The following is a 26,273-nucleotide window of genomic DNA, read 5'->3' as shown; positions in this document are numbered from 1 at the left end:
AAGCACATATTTTGTGCTTTTTATTTTGTAAATCAGGCTTTTGCTCTTTTACTATCCAGCTTTTTCAAGCCTTCCGCCACAGCCACCATGGCAAAGCTCGACGTCACCACCACAGCCGAGCCATAGCCACCACAGCGCAAACCGGCACTGGCGCAGACATCGGCACTCGAGAATGGATTATCGATTGAATAGACGCAGGTAATGCCGAATTTTTCTTTGGGCTTTTTACAGATGCCTTTGGCACGTAGCTGAGCACGCAATTTGGCCAGCATCGGATCCTGTTCGGTTTTAGATAAATCGGCGACCCGAATTTTCAACGGATCCAGTTTACCGCCGGCGCCGCCGGAGACAATCAAGGGAATCTTGTTAAAGCGGCAATGTAGCATCAGGGCAAATTTAGCCTTCACATCATCAATACAGTCGAGAATTAAATCTGGGGCACCTGCCAAAATTTCTTTGATATTTTCCGGTGTCAGATAATCATCAATCAGGTTAATTTTAATGCGTGGATTGATGGCACGGCAACGTTCGGCCATCACGGCAATTTTTTCATGGCCCAAGGTCGTGCTCATGGCAGGCAACTGGCGGTTAATATTCGATGCTGCGACAACATCCATGTCGACCAGTGTCAGCTCACCGACCCCGCTACGTGCCAGCGCTTCTACTGCCCAAGAACCGACACCGCCAATCCCAATCACCATCACATGACTTTTTTCATAATGACTGAAGCTGTCTTCTCCATAAATTTTGGCAACACCGGCAAAGCGGCGATCATATTCATCGTCTTGAAGCAGTTCAGTCATAAGTCATCAATAGCTGTTAAATCACGGCTTATTTTAGCAAAGTCAGCATTTTTTTACTGCTTCTAAAATTTCGATACAAAATCCATCAGCAAAATCAGAAAGATAAATTCAGAAACACCTATAATTGAATAAAATTCATCCATAAAATCTTGAATATGGGAGTCAAACCCTGTGCTGATCAATGCTTTTTTGGCTCTTAATTTCATACTGATTGCGTTACATTTATATATCTACAGCAGCCAAAAACCGAAAAGCTATGCGCTGAGTATCTTTATTCGTTTATTGATTTTAGCCCTGTTTGGCATTTTGATCCTGGGTCATTATGAAACCCAGACCCATTTGATTTTGGTACTGGCTGCGTGGGTTATCTTCGAACTGATCGAGAGTTTATATAAAAAGAAAAAAGCATCAATGTCATAAAAAAAGAGGCTTTCGCCTCTTTTATATCTACCGGAATTAGTCTTTATTCATGATAAAGAAATATTGACGATAGTATTTCAGTTCGGCAATCGAATCACGAATATCATCCATCGCCAGATGTGAAGCATTTTTCTTCAGACCGCTCATGATTTCTGGACGCCAGCGTTTTGCCAGCTCTTTCACTGAAGATACATCCAGATTCCGGTAATGGAAGTATTGTTCCAGCTCAGGCATCAGGCGGTGCAAGAAACGGCGATCCTGACAGATCGAGTTACCACACATCGGTGATGATTTTGGATTGACCCATTTTTTCAGGAATTCAATGGTTTGCTGCTCTGCATCCTGAGCGGTCAATTTACTGCGACGCACACGTTCAATCAGACCGGATTGGCCATGTTGACGGGTATTCCACTCATCCATGGCATTTAAAAGACGTGCAGGCTGATGCACCGCAAGCACAGGACCTTCTGCCAGAATATTCAAATTGTCATCGGTTACAATCGTTGCAATTTCAATAATTTGATCATTGTCTGTGTCTAGACCTGTCATTTCAAGGTCAATCCAAATCAGGCGGGTATCAGCGGTACTGCTCATAAATGTGCAATCTTATTGGGTTTAAAAACAACTATAGTAGCAAATTAATTACATCTTGGGTGTCATTCTAGGGCTGCTTCATGCTATTTTTGCCATCTGATTTACCCGGTTTTTTTAGGATATGAATGGCCTTAATACGTAAGCGTCGTCTGACAGAGCAACAACAGCGCCGCATTCAGAAACAACAGAAAACACGTCAAGAAGATCTCGATACTTCCAGTGATCTCGAAGGTTTAGTGGTGCAACACTATGGCCGTCAACTTGAAGTGCAAGCTTTATCTATTCCTGACATTCATCCTGAAAAACCTGTGGTCGCCGAGGGTGAGCCTGAACCCTTCTGGAAAGAGATTGAACTGGGCAGTGTCTGGCGCTGTCATACCCGAACCAACCTGGATTTACTGGTTACCGGGGATCGGGTCAAATGGCAAGCCGATCCGAATACCGGTTTGGGGATTATCACCGCGATTCATCCTCGAAAATCGTTATTGACCCGCCCGGATCGCTACCACAAAGTCAAACCGGTTGCCGCCAATATTTCACTGATCGTGATTGTGTTTGCGCCGCTGCCTGAGCCAGCGCCGGGTCTGATCGACCGTTATCTGGTGGCCTGTGCCGATGCCGACATTCCGGCATTACTGGTAATGAACAAAGCCGATTTGTTGAAAGACAATGATCCAATTCTGAGTCTGCTACAAGAATATCAGGATCTCGGTTATGAAGTGATGCAGACCCAGTCCGATGGTGATCTGACTGCATTGTCCAATCGTCTGGAAAATGAAACCGTGGCCTTTGTCGGTCAATCGGGGGTCGGTAAAAGTACGCTGATTAATGCCATCGTGCCGGATGCAGCGCAGAAAACCAATATTATTTCGGAAAACTCGGCACTCGGTCAGCACACCACCACCTCAACGCGTTTGATCGGTTTTGGTGAAGGCGCGGCCCTGATCGACTCTCCCGGAATTCGTGAATTTGGCCTGTGGCATCTGACTTTGGATAAAGTACAAAGCGGTTTTCCTGAAATTGAAAACCTGCTCGGGCATTGCCAGTTCCGTAACTGTACCCATAAGCATGAGAAACAATGTGCTTTACGCCAGGCCGCAAGTGCAGGTGAAATTTTACCGCGCCGACTGGACAGCTATCTGCGTTTAATCGACGAAATCACTGAAGCACAGCAAAAAAATTAATTTTCTTGTGCATCAACCCTTGAAGCGGTGATTTTGATCACCATATTTATGAGCTATACTCTTGGCAATTTTAAAATTGTAATTAGGTGAATTGTGGAACGTTGGTTCGAGTTTATGGGGAATCACCCCTTCTTATTTGGAACACTCGCGGTATTAGTGGTTTTATTCTTCATTATCGAAGGTCAACGTAACGGTCGTAAAATTTCTCCGCAATCGCTGGGAATTTTAGTCAAAGCAAAAAATGCCATGCTGGTTGATTTACGTGATGCCAAAGACTTCCGTGAAGGTCATATCAGCGGCAGCCGTAATATTCCATATAGCCAGATTACAAAGCATGTTGAAGAGCTGAAAGCATCTGATCGCCCTTTGGTGTTCATTTGTAACCTTGGACAGGTGGCTGGCACTGCATTACAACAGGTTGGTCATGCCGATGCATACCGTCTTGATGGCGGCATCAGCAACTGGAAAGCTCAAGGTTTACCATTGGTGAAAAGCAAATAATCCACGAACAGGAGATTGATCATGGCTGAAGTTACTATTTATTCGACGACTGTATGTCCGTATTGCGTGCGTGCAAAACAGCTGCTGGAACGTAAAGGTGTCGCATACAAAGAAATTAACCTGTCTCAAGAAGCGCCTGAAGTCCGTCTTGAGCTGATGCAGCGTACCAATCACCGTACCGTGCCACAAATTTTTATTAATGATCAATTCATTGGTGGTTTCGACCAGCTTTATGCTTTAGAGCGTGAAGGCAAACTTGATGAATTACTCGCTTAACTCCACTAAAATTATCACTTCATATTAAGGATCAAAGAATGAGTGAAGAACAACAAGCTCAACCACAATTGGCATTAGAGCGTATTTACACCAAAGATATTTCTTTTGAGGTTCCTGGGGCACAAGTTTTTACCAAACAATGGCAACCTGAGTTAAACATCAATCTTTCTTCTTCTGCAGAAAAAATTGATGAGACACATTTTGAAGTGGCATTGAAAGTTGTGGTTCAAGCAACTAACGAAGGTGATACTGCGTTTATTGTAGACGTGACCCAAGCCGGGATCTTCCTGGTAGATGGCGTTGAAGAAGAGCGTCTGCCATATATCCTTGGTGCCTACTGCCCGAACATCCTGTTCCCGTTCCTGCGTGAAGCAGTGAATGATATGGTAACTAAAGGCAGCTTCCCGCAGTTGTTACTTACTCCAATCAACTTCGATGCTGAATTTGAAGCCAATATGCAACGTGCGCAAGCTGCTGCTGTGGATGGTCAAGCTTAATCGCTGACATTCAGATCTAAAAAAGACCGCTTATGCGGTCTTTTTTTTGAGCCCCTCTTTTTAAAGAGGGGTTTGGGGAGATTAATTTTTTAACTTAATCCCTCCTAACCTCCCTTTAAAAAGGGAGGAACTTCCTCTCCTTTCAGGAGATGAGAAGCACTACTAGTAAGGGAGAGGTAAATAAAAATCCCCTCTCTCTAACTCTCTCCCTAAGGGAGAGAGGACTTATAAGATTTATTCCGCATCTGCCATTAAATCAGCGCTCATACCCACGGTATTGAAACCGGCATCAACATACAGGATTTCACCCGTAATACCATTCGCCCATGGCGAGCACAGGAATAATGCTGCATTGCCGACATCTTCAATCGTCACATTACGTTTCAGTGGTGCAACTTTTTCATTCAGATCCAGCATTTTACGGAATGATTTAATGCCTGAAGCTGCCAAGGTACGGATTGGACCCGCAGAGATCGCATTGACACGAATACCTTCCTGACCCAAGCTAGATGCCAGATAACGTACACCTGCTTCCAGGGATGCTTTGGCCATACCCATCACGTTATAGTTCGGCATAACGCGCTCAGAACCTTGATAAGTTAGCGTTAACAGGCAGCCTTGACGAACTTGCAACAAAGGCTTTGCCGCACGTGCCATGGCAATAAAGCTATAGGCACTGATGTCATGTGCGATATTGAAACCTTCACGGTCGGTAATGTCGGTGAAGTCACCATCTAGCGTATGTGCTGGTGCGAAACCGATTGAATGCACGACACCGTCCAGACCATCCCAGTGTTTCGCCAATTCAGCAAATGCGCTATCAATTTCAGCATCTACCGCCACATCACAAGGAAAAACCAGTTTTGAACCAAACTGTTCAGCAAAGTCATCTACCCGCTTTTTCAGCTTTTCATTTGGATAAGTAAAAGCCAATTCCGCACCTTCACGATGTAATGCCTGAGCAATACCAAAAGCAATGGATAATTTACTCGCAATGCCCGCGATCAAGAAGCGCTTACCTGCCAAAAGTCCTTGTGCCATGTGAATCTCACCTAAAATAATATATATGCATGATGCCAAGTCTGAGACATTTTAGAAATTGCATAATGCATCTTTTTTTAATAGAAACCAAATTACAGCAGATAGCAATAAGAAATCGAAACCGGAATTACACTTCGGCCAGATTTAGAACCTGATGCGTATTTTGCCAGAGCTGCTGTGCCAATCCGGCTTGATCTCGCCCGAGGCTTTGTGCCAGACCTTGCAGAACATAAGGTAGATTTACTGGTGTATTTCGGGTTCTCTGCTCAGTCGCAGTTTGACAACATAAGGGCGTCATATCCGGACAATCGGTTTCCAGCACCAGATGTTCTGGCCCCACTGCCTGTACCACCTGATGCAGTTTTTTGGCATTCGGATTGGTAATCTGACCGGTGACTCCGAGCTTAAACCCCAACTTGATAAAGGCCTTGGCTTCCTCAATCCCGCCACCAAAGGCATGCGCAATGCCGCCCTGTTTGAACTGATGCTGCTTTAAGATTTTTAAAACCTCAGCATGTGATTTACGGATATGCAGCAATACCGGCTTATCAAACTGCTGTGCCAGTTCAAGCTGAGCAGCAAAAAAATCTTGCTGCTTTTGAAAAATTTCAGGCACTTTATGCTGCTTTAAAAAGGTGTCGAGACCGATTTCACCAATGGCAATGCAGGGTTCAGTTTTGAGCAGCTGCTCCAGATCATAGAGATGTTCAGTCTGATGCTGTTCAATATAAAACGGATGCAAGCCAGGTGCCAAATGGCTTTGCGGAGCATTTTCCAGATCATTGATGAAGTGATGGGTGCTTAACAAATCTGTAAAACGCTTTTGCGAAAAACCAATCAGGATTAAATGCTTCACACCTGCCGCTTTGGCCGCATAGGCCAGTTGCTCCCGATCATGATCAAAATCGGGAACATCAAAATGGGTATGGGTATCAAATAACTTTAAGCTCATTGCGCTTTAGGTGCAGATGCCGGCTGTGCTTCAGACGCTGCTGCCGTTTCGGTTTGCGGTAAATATTGCGGTTTTAGCACACCTTGTAGCTGTTCATAAGGGATCATCAAGCGTGGTAAACCCACCACATAAGGCCCGATTTCATATTCGGCATACTGCAATATCAAACCATCTTTGCCCAGATAGAAGTTATCGGTGAGCCTGAACTTCCAGGCCTGTTCATATTCGGCAATATCCGTGGCCAGCTTGGACTCTATAACCCAGGTTTTAAAAGCCGCATAAGCCTGCGCTTCGAGTTTGGCTTTTTGCTTGTCGGCAATAATGTCATCCAGCTTGACCAGCTTTTGCTGCTCCAGATCAAAATTATAATAATGCTGTGCCGATGCCCCGTGTGCGCCTCCCAGATAATGACTACTGTTCAGCACTACTGTCGCCAGAGGATCACCCGAATGTAGAATCTTGGGCTTAATCATCAGGCTAATGCTGTGACTGGCACTGAGTGCTTTGAGCTCTTTGTCCAGATTCAGGAAGGTCTGCATAAAGGGCTGGATCTGCTGCTCAAGCTGCTGTTTTGGGGTAATGACTGTCGACAAGGCAGCTTGTGGTTCAGAAGCAGCAACTTCGGCTTCACTGGCAGCCGTGACTTTTGCCGGTTCAATCGCATCGACCGACAGGATACTTTTTAACTGCTGTAAAATCTGCTGATCGACCCATTCATCAATAAAGCGCTGATTACTATTGAGTCGTTCAATCGAGATTTCCGGACAGTTTTTACCTTCACATTCTGGAATCAGCAGCTTCAGTCTTTCGCTATCACCACTGAGTTTAAGGACTTCAGGTTCGGTTTGTACCACCTCGGGAGAAGCCGGCTCTTTCGGTTCATTGCCCTTGGGCTGACATGCACTCAGTAAAATCGCTGATGCCAGCATCGATAGAGCGAAGATATTCTTGTATTTTGGCATTGATCAACCTTTTATAAATACTTAATTAATCCTTGCAGGATTATGACCTTTAGAACATATTCCGATAGACTTCGGCTTTCAAGACCTGTTGTGTTTGTTCTTTTGTTAAATAAATATCCAGTTGTTTGGCATCTTTGCTAATGTCATGACTGCGATAATGCAGGCCAATGCCTTCCTGATCAAAGAACCACTCAGCCTGTCCCCAATAAAGTTTTTTCGGTGCCTGCTGCTGAACCTGGCGATTATTGTCTTTGAGCCATTTTTCATAAGCGCTCTGAATAATCTGATCCATCCTTAACTGCTGTTTGGGATCGATGATATCCAAAGGAGTCAGCATTTTTTGCTGCTTACGGTCGGCCACAAAAAAATAATAGCGCTCATGTACACTGATATTTTCCTGTTTGCTGTCTAGGCCAATCTGTAGCAAGACATACTGATTGCGCTGATAGGGAATGCGGCTATATAGCGATAATTCATAAGCCTGATTGAGCTTGAGTTGAGCCTGCCAGGCATCCGATTTTTTCACATAGGCATTAATTGCCTGTTGCAAGCTCATATCCTGTTTTAAGCCGATCTGATCCTGAATCACCTTGGCCTGCTGCTTCTCGATCCATTGATTCATCCACGGATCAGCGGTAGACAGGGTCTGAATCTCGATATTGATACAGTTTTTGGTTTCACAAAATGGCAAGGCGATCTTGGCCGGCTGTTGTTGAATATTCAGATAAGGCAAGACATTGGCATTTTTCTGAACTGCGCTGATCTGTTGATCTGGCTGGCCGGCTGCGGGGTCTTTTTCACTTTTATCACAGCCGCTCAGGACAAGACTTAAACCCATCACAGTGCCGAAGACGACTTCCTTGCTGAACTTCATTCTCTTTGATATATCTATCGAGTTATTAGTTGCTTAAATGTAGCATAAAATAAAACAGCTTCCGGAGAAGCTGTTTGATATTTTTAAACTTGAGGTCTAAAGCAGGAAACTTTAGTGTTCGCGGGTATTATGGAACACAATGTCTGGATAACGTTCTTGCATTAGCTGTAAATTTACCCGGCTTGGCGCAAGATAAGTCAAATGACCACCACCATCGACGGACAACTGGTCATGGGCTTTTTTCTTGAATTCGTTAAACTTTTTCTCGTCATCACACGACACCCAGCGCACAGTATTGATGCTCACAGGCTCGTAAACGCAATCCACCTTGTATTCTTCTTTCAGACGGTAGGCTACTACTTCAAACTGCAACACACCGACTGCACCTACGATCAGGTCATTGTTATGCTGTGGCATAAATACCTGTGTGGCCCCTTCTTCAGACAGTTCTTTCAGGCCTTTTTGAAGTTGCTTAGATTTTAAAGGATCTTTTAAACGTACACGGCGGAACATTTCCGGTGCAAAATGCGGAATACCGGTGAACTGCAGTTTTTCACCCGAGGTAAATGTATCACCAATCTGAATGGTGCCGTGGTTGTGCAGACCAATAATGTCGCCTGGCCACGCTTCTTCCAGATGCTGACGGTCACCAGCAAGGAAAGTTAAGGCATCGCTAATCCGTACATCTTTATCCAGACGTACATGCTTCATTTTCAGGCCTTTTTCATATTTACCTGAACAGATACGCATGAATGCAATACGGTCACGATGTTTCGGGTCCATATTGGCCTGAATTTTAAACACGAAACCAGTGAAGCCTTCTTCATCAGCTTCTACAATACGCGCCTGAGTTGGGTGGGCCTTTGGCGGCGGCGCATATTGACTAAAGGCATCCAGCACATGGTCAACCCCAAAGTTACCCAAGGCAGTACCGAACAAGACCGGTGTCTGACGGCCTGCCAGAAATTCTTCACGGTCTAAAGGCTCATTAGCCATTTGTACCAGTTCCAGCGACTCTTCAAATGCCGCCCACGCCAACTCGCCAACTTTCTCACGAAGATCAGGATAGTCATAACCATCACGTATTTCGATGGTAGGAATGGTTGAACCAAAACCGGTTTTGTAAACGTAGAATTTTTCTTCGATTAAATTGAATACACCGGCAAAATCACGACCGGTACCCAGTGGCCAGGTGATCGGCACACATTTAATTTTCAGCACGTTTTCGATTTCATCCAGAAGCTCCAGTGGCTCACGGATTTCACGGTCCATTTTATTGACGAATGAAATGATTGGCGTATCGCGCATACGACACACTTCCATCAATTTAATGGTCCGGTCTTCTACCCCTTTTGCCCCATCAATCACCATTAATGCCGAGTCTACGGCAGTTAAGGTGCGATAGGTATCTTCCGAGAAGTCTTCATGTCCCGGAGTATCCAGCAGGTTGATCATCTTGTCTTTGAACGGGAACTGCATCACCGAGGTCGTGATCGAGATGCCACGTTCTTTTTCCATTTCCATCCAGTCCGAGGTGGCTGCACGATCTGACTTACGGCTTTTCACCATACCGGCAACCTGAATCGCCTGACCCCATAACAGCAGTTTTTCTGTCATGGTGGTTTTACCGGCATCGGGGTGGGAAATAATGGCAAATGTACGTCGCTGCGCGACCTGCGCCGCTAACTCATCTTTAAAACTCATGGAAAATACCTACTGCAGAAGCGCAGTGCTCAAGATCAAAAACGATCAATATGAAAAATTGGCGATATTGTAGCAGATTTCTAAAGCCAATAAGTATGTCTGCGGTTGAGGGAAATCACAGTATTTATAAGATCCATGCCTGCCGATTACTGTATTTTTTCGTCTGGATTTAGCCGGAAATCATACTGTTATCAGGGCGTATATATCGGAATTTTCGTCATTTAGCTGCTCTGCTGAATGGCACTAAGTATATGCTTACCCGACGACTGAATACTGTTGCAACCCTCAAAAATCAAGACAGAAAATCCTGTGTTTCCAGGGACTCGACTGGCATCGGTCTGGCCAGTAGATAACCTTGCAATTGCTGGCAACCGAGTCGAGTCAGAATATCTGCCTGGAGAGCTGTTTCTACTCCTTCAGCCGTCACTTTCAGACCCAGCTTGCTCGCCAGCCGGATAATACTTTCCAGAATCATTTCTTCTTTAGAGCCAGGACTGAGATCCTGAATAAACTCTTTATCAATTTTCAGTTCATCTACAGGCAGATTTTTTAAATATAGAAAGCTGGAATGTCCGGTTCCAAAATCATCAATCGCCAGCTGGATACCGATATGACGCAGTTGCTCAAGCGTACGAATACTGGCATCAATATAATGCATGGCGGTCGATTCAGTAATTTCGATCATCAAATGCTGGGGCTTGATCTTATAGCGTTTAAACAGGTTTTCCAGATTACTCAATAGATGCTTATGTTCAAACTGCACTGCCGACAGATTCACAGCAATCGGGAAAAAGTCGGTATTGTTTTTTTCCCAGCACTGGATCTGTTTGCAAGCCTGCTCCAGTGCCCAGTAGCCCATCTGAATGATAAGTCCGGTTTTCTCGGCCCCATGAATAAACATATTGGGACCCAGCAAACCATGTCGCGGATGTTGCCAGCGTATCAACGCCTCGACCCCACAAATTTTTCGTTCACTGCTAAATTTAGGCTGATAAAACAGTACAAATTGCTGATCTTCAACTGCCTTGTACAGGTCGTTAATCAGCTTGCTCTGACTTTTGGATTCATGCTGTTCCGAGGAAAAACTGAAGACTGAATAGGTATTTCGACCCTGATACTTGGAACTGAGCATTGCGGCATCGGCATTGACCAGTAAATCTTGCAGGTTCTGCCCATGCTCCGGATACAGGGCAATGCCGATACTGCCAGAAATATTAATCATTTTGCCGTCAATCAGAAAACTGTCCTGAATCAGATTCAGAATCTGCTCCGACATTTTTGAAGCGTCAATGATAGACGTATTTTCCAGCACCATCAGGAATTCATCGCCGCCAATCCTGAGCAGCTTGGAACGCTCACCCAATAATTGGTGAATACGTGCGGTTAATTGAATCAGCAGCTGGTCTCCTACCTGATGACCAAACACATCATTGACTGCCTTAAAACGGTCCAGATCAATATATAAAAAGGCAATTTCCTGCTGTGGATTGGAAAACAATACCTGCGCATATTCAGCCAGATATAAACGATTGGGTAATTTGGTCAGATTGTCCTGAATATTCTGATTGTCGAGTTCCGTATTGGCCCAGATCAGTTGACGATTACGTGATGCCAGGCGCAATTCTGCAACAACTGCGCTGATAATAGCCATCAGTAGCAGACCGCTGATAAAGATGAGCATGAATAACAGGTCATAGCTCGCATGCGCGGACGCCGTGCTCTGGGTAATCTTTATCAAATGTTTCGACCAGATCAAGAGACCCAGTAATGCCGCCGTTACCAGTAGAATGATTAAAGCGAATTGAGTCTTCAAACCTCTCAGGCATATTTTTTGAATTGACAGCAAAAAATAGCCAGTAACAAAAGCAAAGAGAATTGACCCGATGACCAGACTGATATCATGCTGAATATGGATCATATAAAATGTTCCCAATCGGTGATCATTTTTATTGTTCTCGGCACAGGTATTCCCATTTTCATCCGGTCAATTCTGGACTGATCAAAAGCATAAGACTGACCATTCAGGCAAGCCTATTCATGTCCACAGCAGCCGCTCTTAACTCAAATTTAGAATTTATATTTCTTTCATCTCATGTTGAAAAATTGTCCTCAAATCAGATGCAATATATAAATCAAACATGACTTATATATTAGGAGTGTTTGAGGTTTTAGCAAATATTTAAATCAGTTTTTTCGGTTTATTTATTCGACCACTGTCACAAATTTTTCCTTTTTACTTATATAGATAGCACTTAATAAAAAATCCATTCAGTTTTTTAAACAGGTTTGGAGAATAAAAAAATAGCCTGTCGAAACAGGCTATTTTTTATAAGCGAGGCATTAGCTAGAACTTACTGTTTGGCCTGTAATTTGGCGTAGTCCAGTAATACATGTGCTGCTTCAATTACAAAAGCTTCTTCTTCAGGCAGAGCCGGACGTTCCTTGGCTTTCATTTTGGCACGGGTTTCAATCAGTGCATCCATGGACGCCTGATAGGTTTCCCAGTTCGGATAAGGTTTGAGACCTGTGGCAATACGACGCGCATTTTCTGCTTCCAGAGTTTTTTGCTCCATGGCAATCAGCTCTGCCTTACGCTGCTGTAAATCCAGTACCTGACGCTTTTCATCTTCAGCTTTTTTCATTACAGCCTTACGCTGCTCCAGATACTTGAACTGAGAATCCAGTGCAACCCGTTGCTGAGAAAGTTTAGCCAACTCTGGTACATATTTTTGTACTGCACCTTCGCGTTTAAACGGTGCGGTTGGAATGGTATCCCATTGCAAGGCATTTTTAGCCTTACGCTCACCAAACTCTTCGTTATAAATATCAACCAGTTTAATGTCTGGAACCACACCCTTGTTCTGGGTACTGCCACCGGTCACCCGGTAGAATTTACGCTGTGTCAGGGTTGCCTGACCATGCGCCAAGCTATCCAGTTGCACCTGCGCTGTACCTTTCCCGGTGGTGGTACTGCCGATCACAATCCCGCGCTCATAATCCTGAATCGCGGCAGAGTAAATTTCACTGGCCGATGCAGAGGCCAGGTTAATCATCACTGCCAATGGGCCAGCATAAGTTTGTGCGCCGCCATCATCATCTTCAAAGACACTGACATTGCCATTGCCATCACGGATCTGCACCACTGGGCCAGATTTGATCACTTGACCCAACATACGTGCCACTTCTTCCAGCGAACCGCCCGGGTTATTACGCAAATCGACAATAATGCCGGCCACATTTTTGCCAGCCAGTTCTTTTAAAGCCTTATTGGTATCTTCAGAGACCGAACGATAATCCGTACCGGCACGACGTGCACGATAATTCAGGTAGAACGATGGAATTTCGATCACACCATATTGATATTTCTTGCCGTCACGTTGGATTTCGACTACACGGGTACGTACTCCGGCATCTTCTTCCTGAATCACATCGCGGGTAATGGTCACGTTACGTGCCTGCCCCATGGTCGCACCTGCACCCAATAGACGTAAGGTCACTTTGGTGCCACGCTTACCGCGAATCAGACCGACAATTTCATTGCTTGGCCAGCCAATCACATCGACCATCTGTTCGCCGTCCTGAGCCACACCAATGATGCGATCCCCCGACTTGACCTGACCCGATTTACTGGCCGGTCCACCTTCGACGATGGTTTCAATCTTGGTATAATCTTCATTGCCACGTTCCGGACGAATCGACACCCCGATCCCTTCGAGCTGCAAAGTTGTCTGACGATTCAGCTCCATTGCATCCACAGGCGGGAAATAATTGCTGTGCGGATCATAAGTCAGCATCATTGCGTTCAGGGTCTTGTCGAGTACATCATCACTCTTGATACGGCTAAGACGTTCCAGCTGACGGGTATAACGCTTGGTCAGGGTCTGCGCAGGTGTCAAATCCTCCGGACCGGTTAAATCCTGTCCATTGGCCAGTTCTGGATTGGCTTTCAGGGCTTTCTGCTTAGCCTGTTCTTCTTCTTTGCTGATGGTCAGATTGATCAGCTGGGATACCAGCATTTTTGACCAGTGCGCACGCTGTTCGGCTTCCGTTTTAAAGAACGGCGCCTTTTCGCGATCCGTTTCGATATAGACATTTGGCTGATTCAGGTTCTGCGGTTTTTTCAGCTCATCCAGCATATAAGTATAGAACTGGGTCAGGCGCTGACGATATTGCGCATGGATTTCATAAGGGCCCGACAGATTGCCAGCTTTCAGATTGGCACCAAAACTGGCAGCATAACGTTTCTTGTAGTTTTCAACTTCTGGAGCCAGAAATAGGCTATGTTCCGGATCAAGACTATCGATATAAAAATCAAAAATGCGCTGCGAAGTCTGGGCATCCAAACGCATATTTAAATAGTGCTGACGATCGACCAGTGTCGCCAGTTGGCGTGATACCAGCGCCTGTTCCTGAGATGGCTGAATCGTTTTGATGACCACTTCTGCACTATTGGCCGCAATCGCATCATTCACGACATGGGTAAAAAAGAATCCACCTGTCGCAATCGCAACAGCGCAAGCTATCGTTTGAAATTTCATAAATAATTCGTACTTCCTTGGCCTAGAGACCAATGTGACCGTGTTGCTTTTCGACCAGAATTTAAAGTATTCAGCATCTTAAACAACTTAATATGTTTATGTCGTGTAGTTTTATCATATTCTGTGCTGAGAAAGTGTAGCAAATCATTGCAGAAATCAGGTATTGTTTCCCGGAAAAATTCTAAAACGGATTCCGCATATGATTGGCGCATTGATGCTCGACATCGCAGGCACAACCCTGACTCAAGAAGATATTGAACTATTAAGTGCGCCGCAAGTCGGTGGAGTCATTTTATTTGGCCGAAATATCGAATCTCCGGCTCAGGTCCGTGCCTTAACCGATCACATGCGCCAGGTGCGTCCGGATATTCTGATTGCCGTGGATCAGGAAGGTGGACGTGTGCAGCGCTTGAGACAGGGCTTTACCCTGCTGCCTGCCATGGGAAAATTTGGAGAACTGTATCGCCATGATCCTGAGCGTGCGCTGGAACTGGCAGAAAAATGCGGCTGGCTGATGGCAATTGAAGTGCTGGCTGTCGGAATTGATTTCAGTTTTGCACCGGTGCTGGATTTAAACGACGTTAGTGATGTGATTGGCGACCGAAGCTTTGCCAAAAATATTCCGGACATTATTCCACTGGCCAGTGCATTTCTGAAGGGAATGAAACGTGCCGGTATGGCATCCACCGGCAAACATTTCCCGGGTCATGGCTCGGTCAAAGCCGATTCGCACATTGCCGCAGCCATTGATATGCGCAGCTATGAAGAAATCCGGCAAAAAGACATGCAAAGCTTTATCCAGTTACAACCCCAGCTGGATGCCTTGATGCCAGCGCATGTGATTTATAGTCAGGTCGATCCAAATCCGGCAGGATTCTCGGAATTCTGGATTCAGAAAATTTTACGTCAGGAGCTGGGCTTTGACGGCGTTCTGTTCTCGGATGATTTGAGCATGCAGGCCGCCTGTGTGGCAGGTGGTGCCGATGCCCGAATTCAGGCCGCACTGAAAGCCGGTTGTGATATGGGACTGGTCTGCAATGATCGCGCAGCACAATGTATTGCACTCGAAGGTATTCAGGATCTGCCGTTGCCAAATCAACAGCGTTTGGAACGTATGCGCGGTCAAATTCCGGCAATTCAAATTGGCACTGAACTGGATCTGGGTGAAGAATGGCGTGTCATTCGAGATGAAATACTGCTGTTCAAGCAACAGAGCAGCTAATTTTTTAAATCCAATCAATATGATAAAGGAACACGACAAAGTGTTCCTTTTTTATTATGATGTTCAAAAAGCTATGCCTGTATAGCGCCTGATCAGACTAAAACAACAATAAGGTTAGAACCAGATGACAAAATCACTTTCGCAGCATCGCCATATTTCTTTTACAGCACATTATACCGGCTATATCTGGTATCAAATGGGGATTTCACATCCGGTATTTGCCACCACTAAAGGCAAGCTGCTGGCCAAAATGCTGCATCCACTTGAGTTATGGGCAGAACGCTATGTAGGCGGCAGTATGCGTACCACCCTCAAGCAGCGCCATCAGATGATTGATGAACATCTCTGCCAGCTCATCGAACAACATCCACGACTTCAGGTCCTTGAAATTGCCTGTGGCCTATCTCCACGTAGCTGGAATTTCAGACAAAAATTTCCAGATATTAATTATCGTGAACTGGACCTGCCTGACATGGCCAAAATCAAGACGCATGCCTTGCAGCAAATTGATCAGCATGCTCCTGAAGTTCTCACTGCCGATATTTTTAGTGAAGAGCTGGACGGTATCTTTCGGCTATTTGATCCTGAGCAGCCTTTAGTGGTGATTAATGAGGGGCTGATTAATTACTTTGATCAAAACATGCTGGGGATTCTGTTGCAAGGTATTGCGGACAATGCACGACATTTCCCGGCCTTGCACTATCTCAGCGATATTTATCCTGAACCCGTCAAAAACAGATTGGCGAATTTCATTTGGAGCTGTAGCCGCCTGCTTAAATTCATGTCACGCAGTGCTTTTAGCTTTCATTTCAAATCGCCACAACAACTGCAGCAATTTTTTCAGGAAGCGGGATTTGATCAGGTACTGGTACAGCAACCACAGCGTTATTTTGCCCGGCCGTCTCAGCAAAATCCAATCCCGGCACAGGATCAGCATCTTGGTGATCTGGTCTGGATGATTCATGCAGTGAAAAAAAACAGCGTTATTTAACGCTGTTTTTCCTATCAGGCCCTGATCAAATCACCGCATCAAAAGCGTCTTCTTGCTGAAGGGTTTTCTGGTGTTGCACAAAAGCCAATAAACGTTCTGCGACTTCAAAACTGCCATGTTTGAACAGGGCTCGCAGGTGCGTCCCAGCCTGTTCAAAGATCAGACACTCAAGCTTGAATTCCCCATTTTCATCTTGCAGATGTAAAGCCAGGTCACGTGGATAGGTTGCTGCATGTACGGCCTGTCCTGCATCGAGCTCCAGCAACACACCGAAGAAATTCATATCGATAATTTCTGCATTTAACAGCAGATCCGAATGGCGATGGCTCAAATAGCTTTGAGGATCTTGGACACAAATGCGCTCTTCACCACGCCGTTCAATCTGCTGCATCTGTTCACGGCTAAACGGAATGATACCGGGTAGCTGATCCAGCGGTTCATCACGCAAAAAAGTGGCAAACAGATGCATGGTTTCTTTGCGGCGCTGCAATTGCGGCACATGATCGGCACCGGCAATTTGCACATACTGCATATCTGGACATTGCAGGGCAAAATTGGCATTTTCATGCGGCAAGGTAAAACTGTCATATTGACCACAAGCCACCAGAACCTTGCACTGCGGAATTGGTACATGGGTCAGACGCAATAAACGGTTGCAATTAATATCATAACGCTCTTGTTCGGTCGCAGTGAATTCTGACATCTGTTTGAAGAATAAACGCTTTGCAGTCGGTGACATCCGGGTTTCTTTAAGACGGGCGTGATTGACCAGATATAAAATGACCGCCTGACCAAATTCGTCCATGCGCTGTTCTTTCATCAGGTGTAAGGATTCTTCCAGTAGCATCCGCCAGCTTTTACGGGTTTTCTGCATTACCCCCATCAGGATCATTCGATCTACCAGTTCAGGGCGCTGGTCTGCCAGGCAGGAAGCCACCACTGAGCCCAAGGACATGCCTAAAATTGAAACTTTGGGAAGCTGCATCTGCTCCAGCCACTGCCCCAGCATTGCTGCCAGATCTTCGAGTTGCAGTGTTCCGGCAGACAGGCCGCTATCAACATTGCTAATCTGCTGGTTGGCCCCCATAGAAGGCAAGTCGATCAGAATAATCGGGCCGGCATCGAAGAGTTGTTCTACACAATATTTATAAGAATTAAAATTCTGGAAGGCTCCCCCAATAATCACCATCGGCCTTAAATGCAAGGTATCGGGACGTGCAATCGCCATATATTCAATTTTCCAGCCATCCATCCAGGTGGTACGCGGTGGCTGCTTAAAACTGTGCTTATCATAAAGATCGAAAAAACCATAATGGCTATGTGAGTCCAATACATGGGCATCCATGTGGATAATGGAATTCATCTTCCTTTTCCTCCGTCCTTGCCTTATTTTTATTGTGCAAGTCATGCTAAACAGATCTTATGCTTCAGGCACATTCCGATATGCCTGAACACGCATCCTGCTCTTTAATAGTTATATATGACTTCAATGTCGCTTATTTCATTCTATACAGAGGAGCTTTTCACAAGCAACCGCTTCAGCGACCACTTATCTGCTTTTAAACAGAAAACAATTTCAAAATGTTTAGAAGTCCGCGAAAACGGATGATTTTTAATAGATGGGCTTCATTGTGCAGCATCAGACTGTTAATATCGAAGTGAAATTTCTAAGTGATCAAACCGCTATGCAAGAGTCTATTGAACAATATATGCAAACGGTAGGACAGCAGGCACGCCAGGCTTCTCGCATTTTGGCTCGCGCGTCCACCCAAACCAAAAACAACGCACTATCTGCTATTTATACCGCTTTGGAAAATAGCCAGCCTGCGATTTTGGCGGCCAACCAGAAAGATATGAGCAAAGCGCATAATAACCATCTGGACAGTGCCCTGCTTGATCGCTTAGAACTCAACCCCGCACGCTTTAAAGGTATGTTACAAGGCCTGAAAGATGTGATTGGCCTGAAAGATCCGATTGGTGAAATTAGCGATATGGCTTATCGCCCATCCGGCATTCAACTCGGCAAGATGCGTGTGCCTTTGGGTGTGGTCGGCATGATTTATGAATCACGTCCCAACGTGACTCTGGAGGCGGCTTCACTGGCACTGAAATCAGGTAATGCGATTATTTTACGTGGCGGTTCAGAAGCACTGGAATCGAATCAGGCGATTGCGGCAGCGATTCAACACGGTCTGAAGGTTGCCGGCTTGCCAGAATCGGCGGTACAAGTGATCAATACCATTGATCGTGCTGCAGTTGGCCAGCTCATTACCATGACTGAATATGTCGATGTGATTGTGCCCCGTGGCGGCAAGAGCCTGATCGAGCGGATTAGCGAGGAAGCCCGTGTACCAGTGATCAAACATTTAGATGGTAATTGCCATGTCTATGTTGAAGCACAAGCAGATTTACTCAAAGCACTGCCTATTGCCCTGAATGCCAAAACCCATCGCTATGGCGTGTGTAATGCCATGGAAACTTTGCTGGTCGATGAAAAAGTCGCTGAAGATTTCTTGCCGCGCATTGCAGAGCTTTATCAAGAGAAAAAAGTAGAGTTACGTGGTTGCAAGGCTACTCAGCGCATTCTCGGGGATGCAGTGCTTGCGGCTACTGAAGAAGACTGGTACACCGAATATCTTGGCCCTGTTCTGGCCATCAAAGTGGTTTCTGGTATAGAAGAAGCCATTGAGCACATCAATAAATATGGCTCGCATCATACCGATTCGATCATTACGGAAAACTATAGTCTGGCACGTGATTTTCTGGCCGGGGTAGACTCCAGCTCGGTGATGATCAATGCATCGACGCGTTTCGCCGATGGTTTTGAATATGGCTTAGGCGCAGAAATCGGCATTTCTACCGATAAAATCCATGCCCGCGGTCCGGTCGGTCTGGAAGGCCTGACTTCACAGAAATGGATCGTCTTTGGTGATGGTCAGATTCGCCAATAACTACGTTTAGATAAGCAGTGCCAAAATCAGCCGCATTGATGGGGCTGATTTTTTTATGCCGGTTTAAAATAAGAATGCGCCAGAAAAACCTTTAAGTTACTCACTAGATAATTATCTTTATAGAATTGTATGTAAAAACAACATTTGCTGTTTCAGGCGCTAAACTGAAATCCGTCTGTTCCAGAGATGAAAAAGATTTGGTATGTTTTTCGATCAAAACTTCAGCATCATTTTATTTATAAATGAAAACTATTAAATGATAAATTTTAGTTATTATTATCAGTCTGGTCGATAATGCTTAAGTCTAATCTGCTAAAGTCTATCTAGGACAGAAAAAAAACAAATGTTAAAACATCAATATTGATCCAGGTTAAAGCATTTTTTGCTTATTCCCCGATCAAATCAATGGACGAGAATTTTAATTAAAAATTGGGTAATCAATCGTGTCTAAATCAGTATTAGTTATTAATTGTGGCTCTTCTTCAATCAAGTTTGCATTACTACTTGAAGAGCAAAACTTCCGTATTCATGGTTTAGCTGAGAACTTAGGCACAGAGAATGCTCGCATCAAAGGGGTGACTGTCGGCAATGAACCGGTCGATATTCATATCCCTTTTGCCGATCACAAGAAAGCCCTTGAAGTCGGTCTGGAGCGTCTGGCCAACTATCGCCCAGATGCCATTGGCCACCGTGTGGTACATGGGGGCAGCCTGACCAAGGCAGAACTGCTCACCGATGATATTATTGAAAAAATTCGTCAAGCAACGCCGCTGGCACCTTTACACAATCCGGCACACCTGATTGGAATCGAAGCAACCAAACGCTTGTTCCCGGAATTGCCGCAAGTGGCCGTCTTTGATACTGCATTCCATCAGTCCATGCCAGCGCATGCCTATCGTTATGCCCTGCCAAAATTCCTATATACCGCGCATGGTGTACGTCGCTATGGTTTTCATGGCACCAGCCATGCCTATGTGTCGGAACGTGGCTCTGAACTGGCAGGCAGCCTGAAACAAGGCGGCTGGTTAACTGCACATCTGGGCAATGGCAGCTCGACCTGTGCGGTATGGAATGGTCAAAGTGTAGATACCTCGATGGGCCTGACCCCACTTGAAGGTATTGTTATGGGCACTCGCAGCGGTGATGTCGATCCGAGCCTGCACAGCTTCCTGGCGAAAAACCTCGGTTGGGACATCTATAAAATTGACAAGATGCTAAATAGCCAGAGCGGTCTGTTAGGACTGTCCGATCTGTCGAATGACATGCGCACCCTGATTGAAGCATCAGAACAAGGCAATGAAGATGCCAACCTGGCGATTGAAGTATTCTGCTACCGTTTAGCCAAATCACTGGCTGCACTGAGCTGTGGTCTGCCACGTCTTGATGGCCTGTTCTTTACCGGTGGTATTGGTGAAAACTCGGCTTATATCCGTGAAAAAACCATGACCTACCTGCCACACTTCGGTTTCAATCTGGACAAAGATGCCAACAATACCCTGAAACGTGGCACTGAAGGCCGTATCGATTCAGGTACAGGTCCACAAATCTGGGTCGTACCGACCGATGAGGAAGGCCGCATCGCCCAGGAAGTTCAGAGTGTGGTAGAGCTTGAACTGGAGCGAAACCCGACAAAAAAGCCTAAAGCTGAGGCAACGCTTGCATAAGCGGGCTGGGCCACTTTTTAACTGATTTTTATTCTTGTGCGACTGACATAACTTATGAAAACAATTTTATTGGTTCCCACCGGGGAAGGCGTAGGCTTAACTTCTGCATGTTTAGGCCTGATTTATGCACTGGAATGTCAAGGCATTAAAGCCGGCTTTCTAAAACCTTTTGCTCAGGAACTGAACCAGACCGAAGACCGTACCACAGCTTTATATCGTCATATTTCCCAGAGTGAAACTGTTGAGCCAATCAGTTATAACACTGTCTTGCGGCAGCTTAGTCTGGGTGAACAGGATGAATTGCTTGAAGAAGCCGTGCGTCTGCATCGTCAAATTGCCAGACAGCATGAGCTGATAATTGTTGAAGGCCTGCTGCCCAATGCTCAGGACAGTTTTGCCGATGACCTGAATGCCAGCTTGGCTCAGGCCCTGGATGCCAAAGTGATTGTAGTCAGCAATGCCGATATCCAGCAGCCAAGTCAGACTGCCGATAAAGCTGAAAACCAGATTCGTAACTTTGGTGGCGCCAGTTCGACCCGCCTGTCTGGCATTCTGTTTATGCGTACCAAAGGTCTGCCGGAAGAATCTGCACAGATTCCTGTAACGCTTGATCCAGACTTACGTCTTGCAGAAGAAACCACACAATTTATTCACGCCATCCAGCAAACCCATCCGCATATTGGCTCGGCAAAATTACCGGTGATCGGACTGGTGCCTTTTAGTAAAACCTTAAGTGTGCCGCGTATCTCTGATCTGGCGGCACATATCCATGCTTACTGGATTAATGAAGGTGAGGCCAAGCAGCGCCGTGTCCAGCACAGCAGTCTGATTTCAGCCAATATTGAACATGAATTACATAAGTTTGTGGCTGGTGAACTGATCATCAGCGCATCGGACCGGATTGATGTGTTATTGGCCAGCAGTCTGGCCAGCAGCAATGGGATTCCATTAGCAGGTCTGGTACTGACTGAACAGCAGCAGCCCAAGGATCATGTCTTAGAATTTTGCCAGACCGCCATCAAACAAGGCTTACCGATTTTACATACTCCGCTCAGCACGTTTGAAACCGCACAAAAACTGGCAAATCTTGGCAATGAAATTCCAGTAGACGATACTGAGCGTGCAGATCAGGTCACACGCTTTGTTTCCAGTCATATTGATGCGGAATGGATTACTGCTTTAGTCAATGGTTCTTACCAGTCGCGCCTGTCTCCTTCTGCGTTCCGTCATGAATTGGTACAGAAGTCGATTGCGGCGAAAAAACGGATTGTACTGCCGGAAGGTGATGAACCACGTACCGTACAAGCTGCAGCCATCTGTCAGTCCCGTGGTATTGCACAATGTATTTTGCTGGCAAAACCCGAGTCTGTATTAGAGGTGGCCAAAGCCCGTGGCATTGAACTGCCGGAAGATCTGGAGATTCTTGATCCGGATCTGATTCGTGACAACTATATCGACAAGATGGTCGAGCTGCGCAAAGGCAAACTCAATGAGCTACAGGCGCATGAACAGCTTCAGGATACCGTAGTTCTCGGCACGATGATGCTGGCGCTGGATCAGGTGGATGGACTGGTATCAGGTGCGGTACATACTACGGCAAATACCGTACGCCCTGCCTTTCAGCTGATTAAAACGGCACCGGATTATTCACTGGTATCTTCGGTCTTCTTTATGCTGTTACCAGATGAAGTCTATGTATATGGTGACTGTGCGATTAACCCCGATCCTGATGCAGAGCAGCTGGCCGAGATTGCGATTCAATCGGCAGATTCGGCCAAAGCCTTTGGTATTGATCCGCGTATTGCCATGATTTCTTACTCTACCGGAACTTCAGGCATGGGGGCAGATGTCGAGAAAGTGGCTGAGGCAACCCGCATTGCCAAACAGCGCCGCCCTGACCTGTTGATTGATGGACCCTTACAATATGATGCTGCATCAGTTGAAAGCGTTGGTCGTCAGAAAGCACCGGATTCTCAAGTGGCAGGTCGAGCCAATGTCTTTATTTTCCCTGACTTGAATACCGGCAATACCACCTATAAAGCGGTGCAGCGTGCTGCCAATGTAGTCAGCGTAGGGCCAATGCTACAGGGCTTGAACAAGCCAGTAAATGACTTGTCGCGTGGTGCCCTGGTCGATGACATCGTATTTACCATTGCCTTAACTGCGATTCAGGCAGAGCAGCAGGCTCAATAAGCTTTAACAGCTCCACACTCGCCATCCTCTCGCAAGATAGGGTGGTTTTTTTAGCCCTTTTGTTCTTAGCAGGATGCCTTTGTATAAACAGTATGTCGGCTGCCAATCTATGTCTGGCCCTACAGCCAGGCTGAGTGAAAAATCAATCGCGCATAATAAATGCCAGTCTGTTGGACTGGCATCTGTAACGACAAACAATTACACCTGTTACTTCAAAATGCTTCAGCCTTGGCTGTCATTTTTCGAAGTAGACAGAGAATGGTCTTTATAAGGTTGTCCATTCTTTGTGTACGTCTTCTGCTGTTTTATTCAGCACCACGCTATCGTCTTTGATTTCACTTACCCAACTTAAGGGAATCAGATGATGCTCATTATTTTCATCATCACTTCTTGTTAATTTAATTGAATCCTGACCTTCTAAATGGTCTACTTTCCCGACTTGAGTACCACATGAAGCAATGACTGAAGCATGTTCTTTAATATCACTTGCATTAAAATTGTTCATTCTACTTGCCTGTTTCTAGAAGTTGAGAGAAACAGTCTAAGCAATAACAAACCCCGCATGTGTAAGGGTTTTCAGGCTTTGGGTTTTTCTGGGTTAAAAATGTAAATGATCAGCACCACTGCACTCAACTGACAGGAGCATGCTTTACAAACTTAGGTTTTCTGGTGTTTTTCTGGTGTGAAGAATTGAAGAATTGAAGAATTGAAGAATTGAAGAATTGAAGAATTGAAGAATTGAAGAATTGAAGAATTGAAGAATTGAAGAATTGAAGAATTGAAGAATTGAAGAATTGAAGAATTGAAGAATTGAAGAATTGAAGAATTGAAGAATTGAAGAATATATTATTTTTATAAATGCATCAGTGCTTAAGCAAAAAAAAGAAGATAAAGCTTAAGCTTGATCTTCTTGCTGACCGTAGAACCAAGTTGCTGCGATGTAAGCTGAGAAAGCCATAACTAATAAAACACTTGTAACTGTCATCGTTGGTATCTCCCGTTTCGATAGCTGCATTATGTAAAAGTTTTATGACAGTTATATGACAATTGCGTTTTTTAATAAATTATAAATATCATTAAAATTCAAATACTTGAAATTTTATTATAAGAATTATAGATTTTTTTCATCTGAAATATGACAGTAAATATGACAAATTCCTGTCATCTGGACGGTTTTTTTCTCTCTTAAATCGGGATGAGATTGCTTAAACTATAAACTTTCGGCCAATGCATGCCCAAAATGCCCACAACCCGATTCTTTTGTCTTATAATTTAGCCCGCTAGCTATCAGCCCGCTCAAGAGATATTTGTATGACTACTATTATCAAGCAAGATGACTTGATCACATCGGTAAAAGATGCGCTTCAGTTTATTTCTTACTATCACCCACAAGATTTCATCCAGGCGATGAGCCGTGCGTATGATCGTGAAGAGAACAAAGCTGCTAAAGATGCGATCGCGCAAATCTTAATTAACTCACGCATGTGTGCAGAAGGTCACCGCCCAATCTGTCAAGATACCGGTATCGTCAACGTATTTGTTGAAGTGGGCATGGATGTTAAATTCGATTTAACCATGAGCCTGGACGATGCAATCAATGAAGGTGTACGTCAGGGTTATTTAGAAAACTCGAACGTGCTTCGTGCATCGGTACTTGCTGACCCTGCTTTTGGTCGTAAGAATACCAAAGACAACACCCCTGCCGTGATTTACCACAAGCTTGTACCAGGTAATAAAGTCGATATCACTGTGGCAGCCAAAGGTGGCGGTTCAGAAAATAAATCTAAACTGGCAATGTTGAACCCATCTGACTCAATCGTGGACTGGGTACTGAAAACTGTTCCAACCATGGGTGCAGGCTGGTGTCCACCGGGTATGCTTGGGATCGGGATCGGTGGTACTGCCGAAAAAGCCATGATGCTTGCCAAAGAAGCATTGATGGAAGAGATCAACATGGACGAACTGCTTCGTCGTGGTCCACAAAGCAAAATGGAAGAGCTTCGTATCGAAATCTTCGAAAAAGTAAATGCTTTGGGTATTGGCGCACAAGGTCTTGGCGGTTTAACTACTGTACTTGATATCAAAATCAAAGATTATCCATGTCATGCTGCAGGTAAACCAGTTGGTATGATCCCGAACTGTGCTGCAACCCGTCATGCACACTTCACCCTTGATGGTACCGGTGTTGCCAACATCATCGCACCTAAACTTGAAGACTATCCTGAAGTAACCTGGGATTCTTCAACCTCTAAACGCGTTGACCTAGACAACATCACACAAGAAGAAATGAATGCCTGGAAACCAGGTGATACATTGCTTCTGAACGGTACTATCTATACAGGTCGTGACGCTGCGCACAAACGTATGGTAGACATGCTGAACAACGGTGAAGAACTGCCTGTTGATCTGAAAGGCAAATTCATCTACTACGTTGGTCCGGTCGATCCAGTGGGCGACGAAGTCGTAGGTCCTGCAGGTCCAACAACTGCAACACGTATGGATAAATTCACACGTCAAGTGCTTGAAGCGACTGGCATGTTCGGTATGATCGGTAAAGCAGACCGTGGTCCTGCTGCTGTTGAAGCAATCAAAGACAACAAAGCAACTTACCTGATGGCTGTCGGTGGTGCTGCGTACCTGGTATCGAAAGCAATCCGTGAAGCTGAAGTGGTTGCCTTCGCTGACCTGGGCATGGAAGCGATCTACAAGTTTGTCGTAAAAGACATGCCGGTTTCTGTTGCAGTTGATGTGAATGGTACTTCTATTCACGCGACTGCACCGAAAATCTGGCAAGCAAAAATTGGTAAAATTCCAGTAGTAGATGCTGCTGCAGGCTAATTTTTTCTGTCATAAAAAAGCACCCACCATGGGTGCTTTTTTATTGCTACTCACTCAAGGAAATGCCT

22 protein-coding genes are annotated in these 26,273 nt (G+C 45.2%); 11 read left to right on the top strand and 11 right to left on the bottom strand.

From position 1 onward, the window contains the following. Positions 1–32 precede the first annotated feature (32 nt). Complete coding sequence (locus AC3IT7_RS02115) at positions 33–803, bottom strand: tRNA threonylcarbamoyladenosine dehydratase (protein WP_489249230.1); 771 nt, start codon at positions 801–803, stop codon at positions 33–35. Between the two features lie 171 nt (positions 804–974). On the opposite strand from AC3IT7_RS02115, the gene AC3IT7_RS02110 reads away from it, so the two are divergent. Beyond that, on the top strand, positions 975–1,223 hold the full coding sequence (locus AC3IT7_RS02110; RefSeq protein WP_489249229.1) for a hypothetical protein: 249 nt from the start codon (positions 975–977) through the stop codon (positions 1,221–1,223). Positions 1,224–1,259: 36 nt separating this feature from the next. Here the strand turns inward: AC3IT7_RS02110 and orn are convergent, their stop codons facing one another. Continuing rightward, entirely contained in the window at positions 1,260–1,817 is a 558-nt protein-coding gene (orn, locus tag AC3IT7_RS02105) for an oligoribonuclease (RefSeq protein WP_004278381.1), read from the bottom strand. Positions 1,818–1,942: 125 nt separating this feature from the next. Here orn and rsgA point away from each other — a divergent pair, with 125 nt between their 5' ends. The 4 genes from rsgA to secB all read left to right on the top strand — a co-directional run bounded on the left by rsgA (position 1,943) and on the right by secB (position 4,275). Further along, a complete protein-coding gene (gene rsgA / locus AC3IT7_RS02100) occupies positions 1,943–3,001 on the top strand; it encodes a ribosome small subunit-dependent GTPase A (protein ID WP_489249228.1) in 1,059 nt (352 codons plus the stop codon). A 93-nt stretch (positions 3,002–3,094) separates the two neighbouring features. Further along, entirely contained in the window at positions 3,095–3,502 is a 408-nt protein-coding gene (locus AC3IT7_RS02095; protein ID WP_475653812.1) for a rhodanese-like domain-containing protein, read from the top strand. A 21-nt stretch (positions 3,503–3,523) separates the two neighbouring features. Next, entirely contained in the window at positions 3,524–3,778 is a 255-nt protein-coding gene (gene grxC, locus AC3IT7_RS02090) for a glutaredoxin 3 (RefSeq protein WP_004278388.1), read from the top strand. Between the two features lie 38 nt (positions 3,779–3,816). Continuing rightward, entirely contained in the window at positions 3,817–4,275 is a 459-nt protein-coding gene (gene secB, locus AC3IT7_RS02085; protein WP_004647439.1) for a protein-export chaperone SecB, read from the top strand. A gap of 234 nt (positions 4,276–4,509) precedes the next feature. On the opposite strand, the gene AC3IT7_RS02080 is transcribed toward secB, so the two are convergent. The 7 genes from AC3IT7_RS02080 to AC3IT7_RS02050 form a co-directional block, all read right to left on the bottom strand. Next, entirely contained in the window at positions 4,510–5,316 is an 807-nt protein-coding gene (locus tag AC3IT7_RS02080; protein ID WP_475653810.1) for an enoyl-ACP reductase FabI, read from the bottom strand. A gap of 127 nt (positions 5,317–5,443) precedes the next feature. Then, positions 5,444–6,268 (bottom strand): TatD family hydrolase, encoded by an 825-nt coding sequence (locus AC3IT7_RS02075; protein ID WP_489249227.1) that lies wholly within the window; start codon positions 6,266–6,268, stop codon positions 5,444–5,446. After that, positions 6,265–7,230, bottom strand: coding sequence for an RsiV family protein (locus tag AC3IT7_RS02070; RefSeq protein ID WP_489249226.1), 966 nt, complete (start codon positions 7,228–7,230; stop codon positions 6,265–6,267). Before AC3IT7_RS02070 ends, AC3IT7_RS02075 begins: the two co-directional genes overlap by 4 nt. A 49-nt stretch (positions 7,231–7,279) precedes the next feature. Next, complete coding sequence (locus AC3IT7_RS02065) at positions 7,280–8,104, bottom strand: hypothetical protein (RefSeq protein ID WP_489249225.1); 825 nt, start codon at positions 8,102–8,104, stop codon at positions 7,280–7,282. Between the two features lie 111 nt (positions 8,105–8,215). Beyond that, positions 8,216–9,808: a peptide chain release factor 3 gene (locus AC3IT7_RS02060; protein ID WP_489249224.1), complete on the bottom strand. Its 1,593-nt coding sequence runs from the start codon at positions 9,806–9,808 to the stop codon at positions 8,216–8,218. A 292-nt stretch (positions 9,809–10,100) separates the two neighbouring features. Further along, positions 10,101–11,726 carry a putative bifunctional diguanylate cyclase/phosphodiesterase gene (locus AC3IT7_RS02055; protein WP_489249223.1) on the bottom strand — a complete coding sequence of 542 codons (1,626 nt, stop codon included), beginning with the start codon at positions 11,724–11,726 and terminating at the stop codon, positions 10,101–10,103. A 433-nt stretch (positions 11,727–12,159) separates the two neighbouring features. Then, positions 12,160–14,346, bottom strand: coding sequence for a carboxy terminal-processing peptidase (locus AC3IT7_RS02050; RefSeq protein ID WP_489249222.1), 2,187 nt, complete (start codon positions 14,344–14,346; stop codon positions 12,160–12,162). Between the two features lie 199 nt (positions 14,347–14,545). Between AC3IT7_RS02050 and nagZ the strand changes: the two genes are divergently transcribed. Both nagZ and AC3IT7_RS02040 read left to right on the top strand, forming a co-directional pair. Beyond that, positions 14,546–15,568: a beta-N-acetylhexosaminidase gene (gene nagZ, locus AC3IT7_RS02045; protein ID WP_489249221.1), complete on the top strand. Its 1,023-nt coding sequence runs from the start codon at positions 14,546–14,548 to the stop codon at positions 15,566–15,568. 124 nt (positions 15,569–15,692) lie between these two features. Further along, positions 15,693–16,559, top strand: coding sequence for a class I SAM-dependent methyltransferase (locus tag AC3IT7_RS02040; protein WP_489249220.1), 867 nt, complete (start codon positions 15,693–15,695; stop codon positions 16,557–16,559). A gap of 25 nt (positions 16,560–16,584) precedes the next feature. On the opposite strand, the gene AC3IT7_RS02035 is transcribed toward AC3IT7_RS02040, so the two are convergent. Continuing rightward, a complete protein-coding gene (locus AC3IT7_RS02035) occupies positions 16,585–17,922 on the bottom strand; it encodes an alpha/beta fold hydrolase (protein WP_489249219.1) in 1,338 nt (445 codons plus the stop codon). Between the two features lie 322 nt (positions 17,923–18,244). Here AC3IT7_RS02035 and AC3IT7_RS02030 point away from each other — a divergent pair, with 322 nt between their 5' ends. The 3 genes from AC3IT7_RS02030 to pta all read left to right on the top strand — a co-directional run bounded on the left by AC3IT7_RS02030 (position 18,245) and on the right by pta (position 23,367). Then, a complete protein-coding gene (locus AC3IT7_RS02030) occupies positions 18,245–19,510 on the top strand; it encodes a glutamate-5-semialdehyde dehydrogenase (protein ID WP_489249967.1) in 1,266 nt (421 codons plus the stop codon). A 443-nt stretch (positions 19,511–19,953) separates the two neighbouring features. Further along, on the top strand, positions 19,954–21,174 hold the full coding sequence (locus tag AC3IT7_RS02025; protein ID WP_489249218.1) for an acetate/propionate family kinase: 1,221 nt from the start codon (positions 19,954–19,956) through the stop codon (positions 21,172–21,174). Positions 21,175–21,228: 54 nt separating this feature from the next. Next, on the top strand, positions 21,229–23,367 hold the full coding sequence (gene pta, locus AC3IT7_RS02020; protein WP_489249217.1) for a phosphate acetyltransferase: 2,139 nt from the start codon (positions 21,229–21,231) through the stop codon (positions 23,365–23,367). Positions 23,368–23,632: 265 nt separating this feature from the next. Here the strand turns inward: pta and AC3IT7_RS02015 are convergent, their stop codons facing one another. Next, positions 23,633–23,872 (bottom strand): DUF2171 domain-containing protein, encoded by a 240-nt coding sequence (locus tag AC3IT7_RS02015; RefSeq protein WP_005107915.1) that lies wholly within the window; start codon positions 23,870–23,872, stop codon positions 23,633–23,635. An 806-nt stretch (positions 23,873–24,678) separates the two neighbouring features. Here AC3IT7_RS02015 and AC3IT7_RS02010 point away from each other — a divergent pair. Beyond that, positions 24,679–26,205: a fumarate hydratase gene (locus AC3IT7_RS02010; RefSeq protein WP_475655262.1), complete on the top strand. Its 1,527-nt coding sequence runs from the start codon at positions 24,679–24,681 to the stop codon at positions 26,203–26,205. Positions 26,206–26,273: the final 68 nt, after the last annotated feature.

This window comes from Acinetobacter sp. KH_038 (assembly GCF_057839405.1).
This window is presented reverse-complemented; position numbering and strand designations above follow the sequence as displayed.

What these genes read in the sequence shown, in the direction of transcription:
- orn (WP_004278381.1), bottom strand. Translation starts at nt 1,817, where the DNA reads ATGAGCAGTACCGCTGATACCCGCCTGATTTGGATTGACCTTGAAATG.
- nagZ (WP_489249221.1), top strand. Translation starts at nt 14,546, where the DNA reads ATGATTGGCGCATTGATGCTCGACATCGCAGGCACAACCCTGACTCAA.
- AC3IT7_RS02055 (WP_489249223.1), bottom strand. Translation starts at nt 11,726, where the DNA reads ATGATCCATATTCAGCATGATATCAGTCTGGTCATCGGGTCAATTCTC.
- AC3IT7_RS02115 (WP_489249230.1), bottom strand. Translation starts at nt 803, where the DNA reads ATGACTGAACTGCTTCAAGACGATGAATATGATCGCCGCTTTGCCGGT.
- grxC (WP_004278388.1), top strand. Translation starts at nt 3,524, where the DNA reads ATGGCTGAAGTTACTATTTATTCGACGACTGTATGTCCGTATTGCGTG.
- AC3IT7_RS02060 (WP_489249224.1), bottom strand. Translation starts at nt 9,808, where the DNA reads ATGAGTTTTAAAGATGAGTTAGCGGCGCAGGTCGCGCAGCGACGTACA.
- AC3IT7_RS02040 (WP_489249220.1), top strand. Translation starts at nt 15,693, where the DNA reads ATGACAAAATCACTTTCGCAGCATCGCCATATTTCTTTTACAGCACAT.
- rsgA (WP_489249228.1), top strand. Translation starts at nt 1,943, where the DNA reads ATGGCCTTAATACGTAAGCGTCGTCTGACAGAGCAACAACAGCGCCGC.
- AC3IT7_RS02015 (WP_005107915.1), bottom strand. Translation starts at nt 23,872, where the DNA reads ATGAACAATTTTAATGCAAGTGATATTAAAGAACATGCTTCAGTCATT.
- pta (WP_489249217.1), top strand. Translation starts at nt 21,229, where the DNA reads ATGAAAACAATTTTATTGGTTCCCACCGGGGAAGGCGTAGGCTTAACT.
- AC3IT7_RS02075 (WP_489249227.1), bottom strand. Translation starts at nt 6,268, where the DNA reads ATGAGCTTAAAGTTATTTGATACCCATACCCATTTTGATGTTCCCGAT.
- AC3IT7_RS02035 (WP_489249219.1), bottom strand. Translation starts at nt 17,922, where the DNA reads ATGAATTCCATTATCCACATGGATGCCCATGTATTGGACTCACATAGC.
- AC3IT7_RS02030 (WP_489249967.1), top strand. Translation starts at nt 18,245, where the DNA reads ATGCAAGAGTCTATTGAACAATATATGCAAACGGTAGGACAGCAGGCA.
- AC3IT7_RS02065 (WP_489249225.1), bottom strand. Translation starts at nt 8,104, where the DNA reads ATGAAGTTCAGCAAGGAAGTCGTCTTCGGCACTGTGATGGGTTTAAGT.
- AC3IT7_RS02010 (WP_475655262.1), top strand. Translation starts at nt 24,679, where the DNA reads ATGACTACTATTATCAAGCAAGATGACTTGATCACATCGGTAAAAGAT.
- AC3IT7_RS02070 (WP_489249226.1), bottom strand. Translation starts at nt 7,230, where the DNA reads ATGCCAAAATACAAGAATATCTTCGCTCTATCGATGCTGGCATCAGCG.
- AC3IT7_RS02050 (WP_489249222.1), bottom strand. Translation starts at nt 14,346, where the DNA reads ATGAAATTTCAAACGATAGCTTGCGCTGTTGCGATTGCGACAGGTGGA.
- secB (WP_004647439.1), top strand. Translation starts at nt 3,817, where the DNA reads ATGAGTGAAGAACAACAAGCTCAACCACAATTGGCATTAGAGCGTATT.
- AC3IT7_RS02080 (WP_475653810.1), bottom strand. Translation starts at nt 5,316, where the DNA reads ATGGCACAAGGACTTTTGGCAGGTAAGCGCTTCTTGATCGCGGGCATT.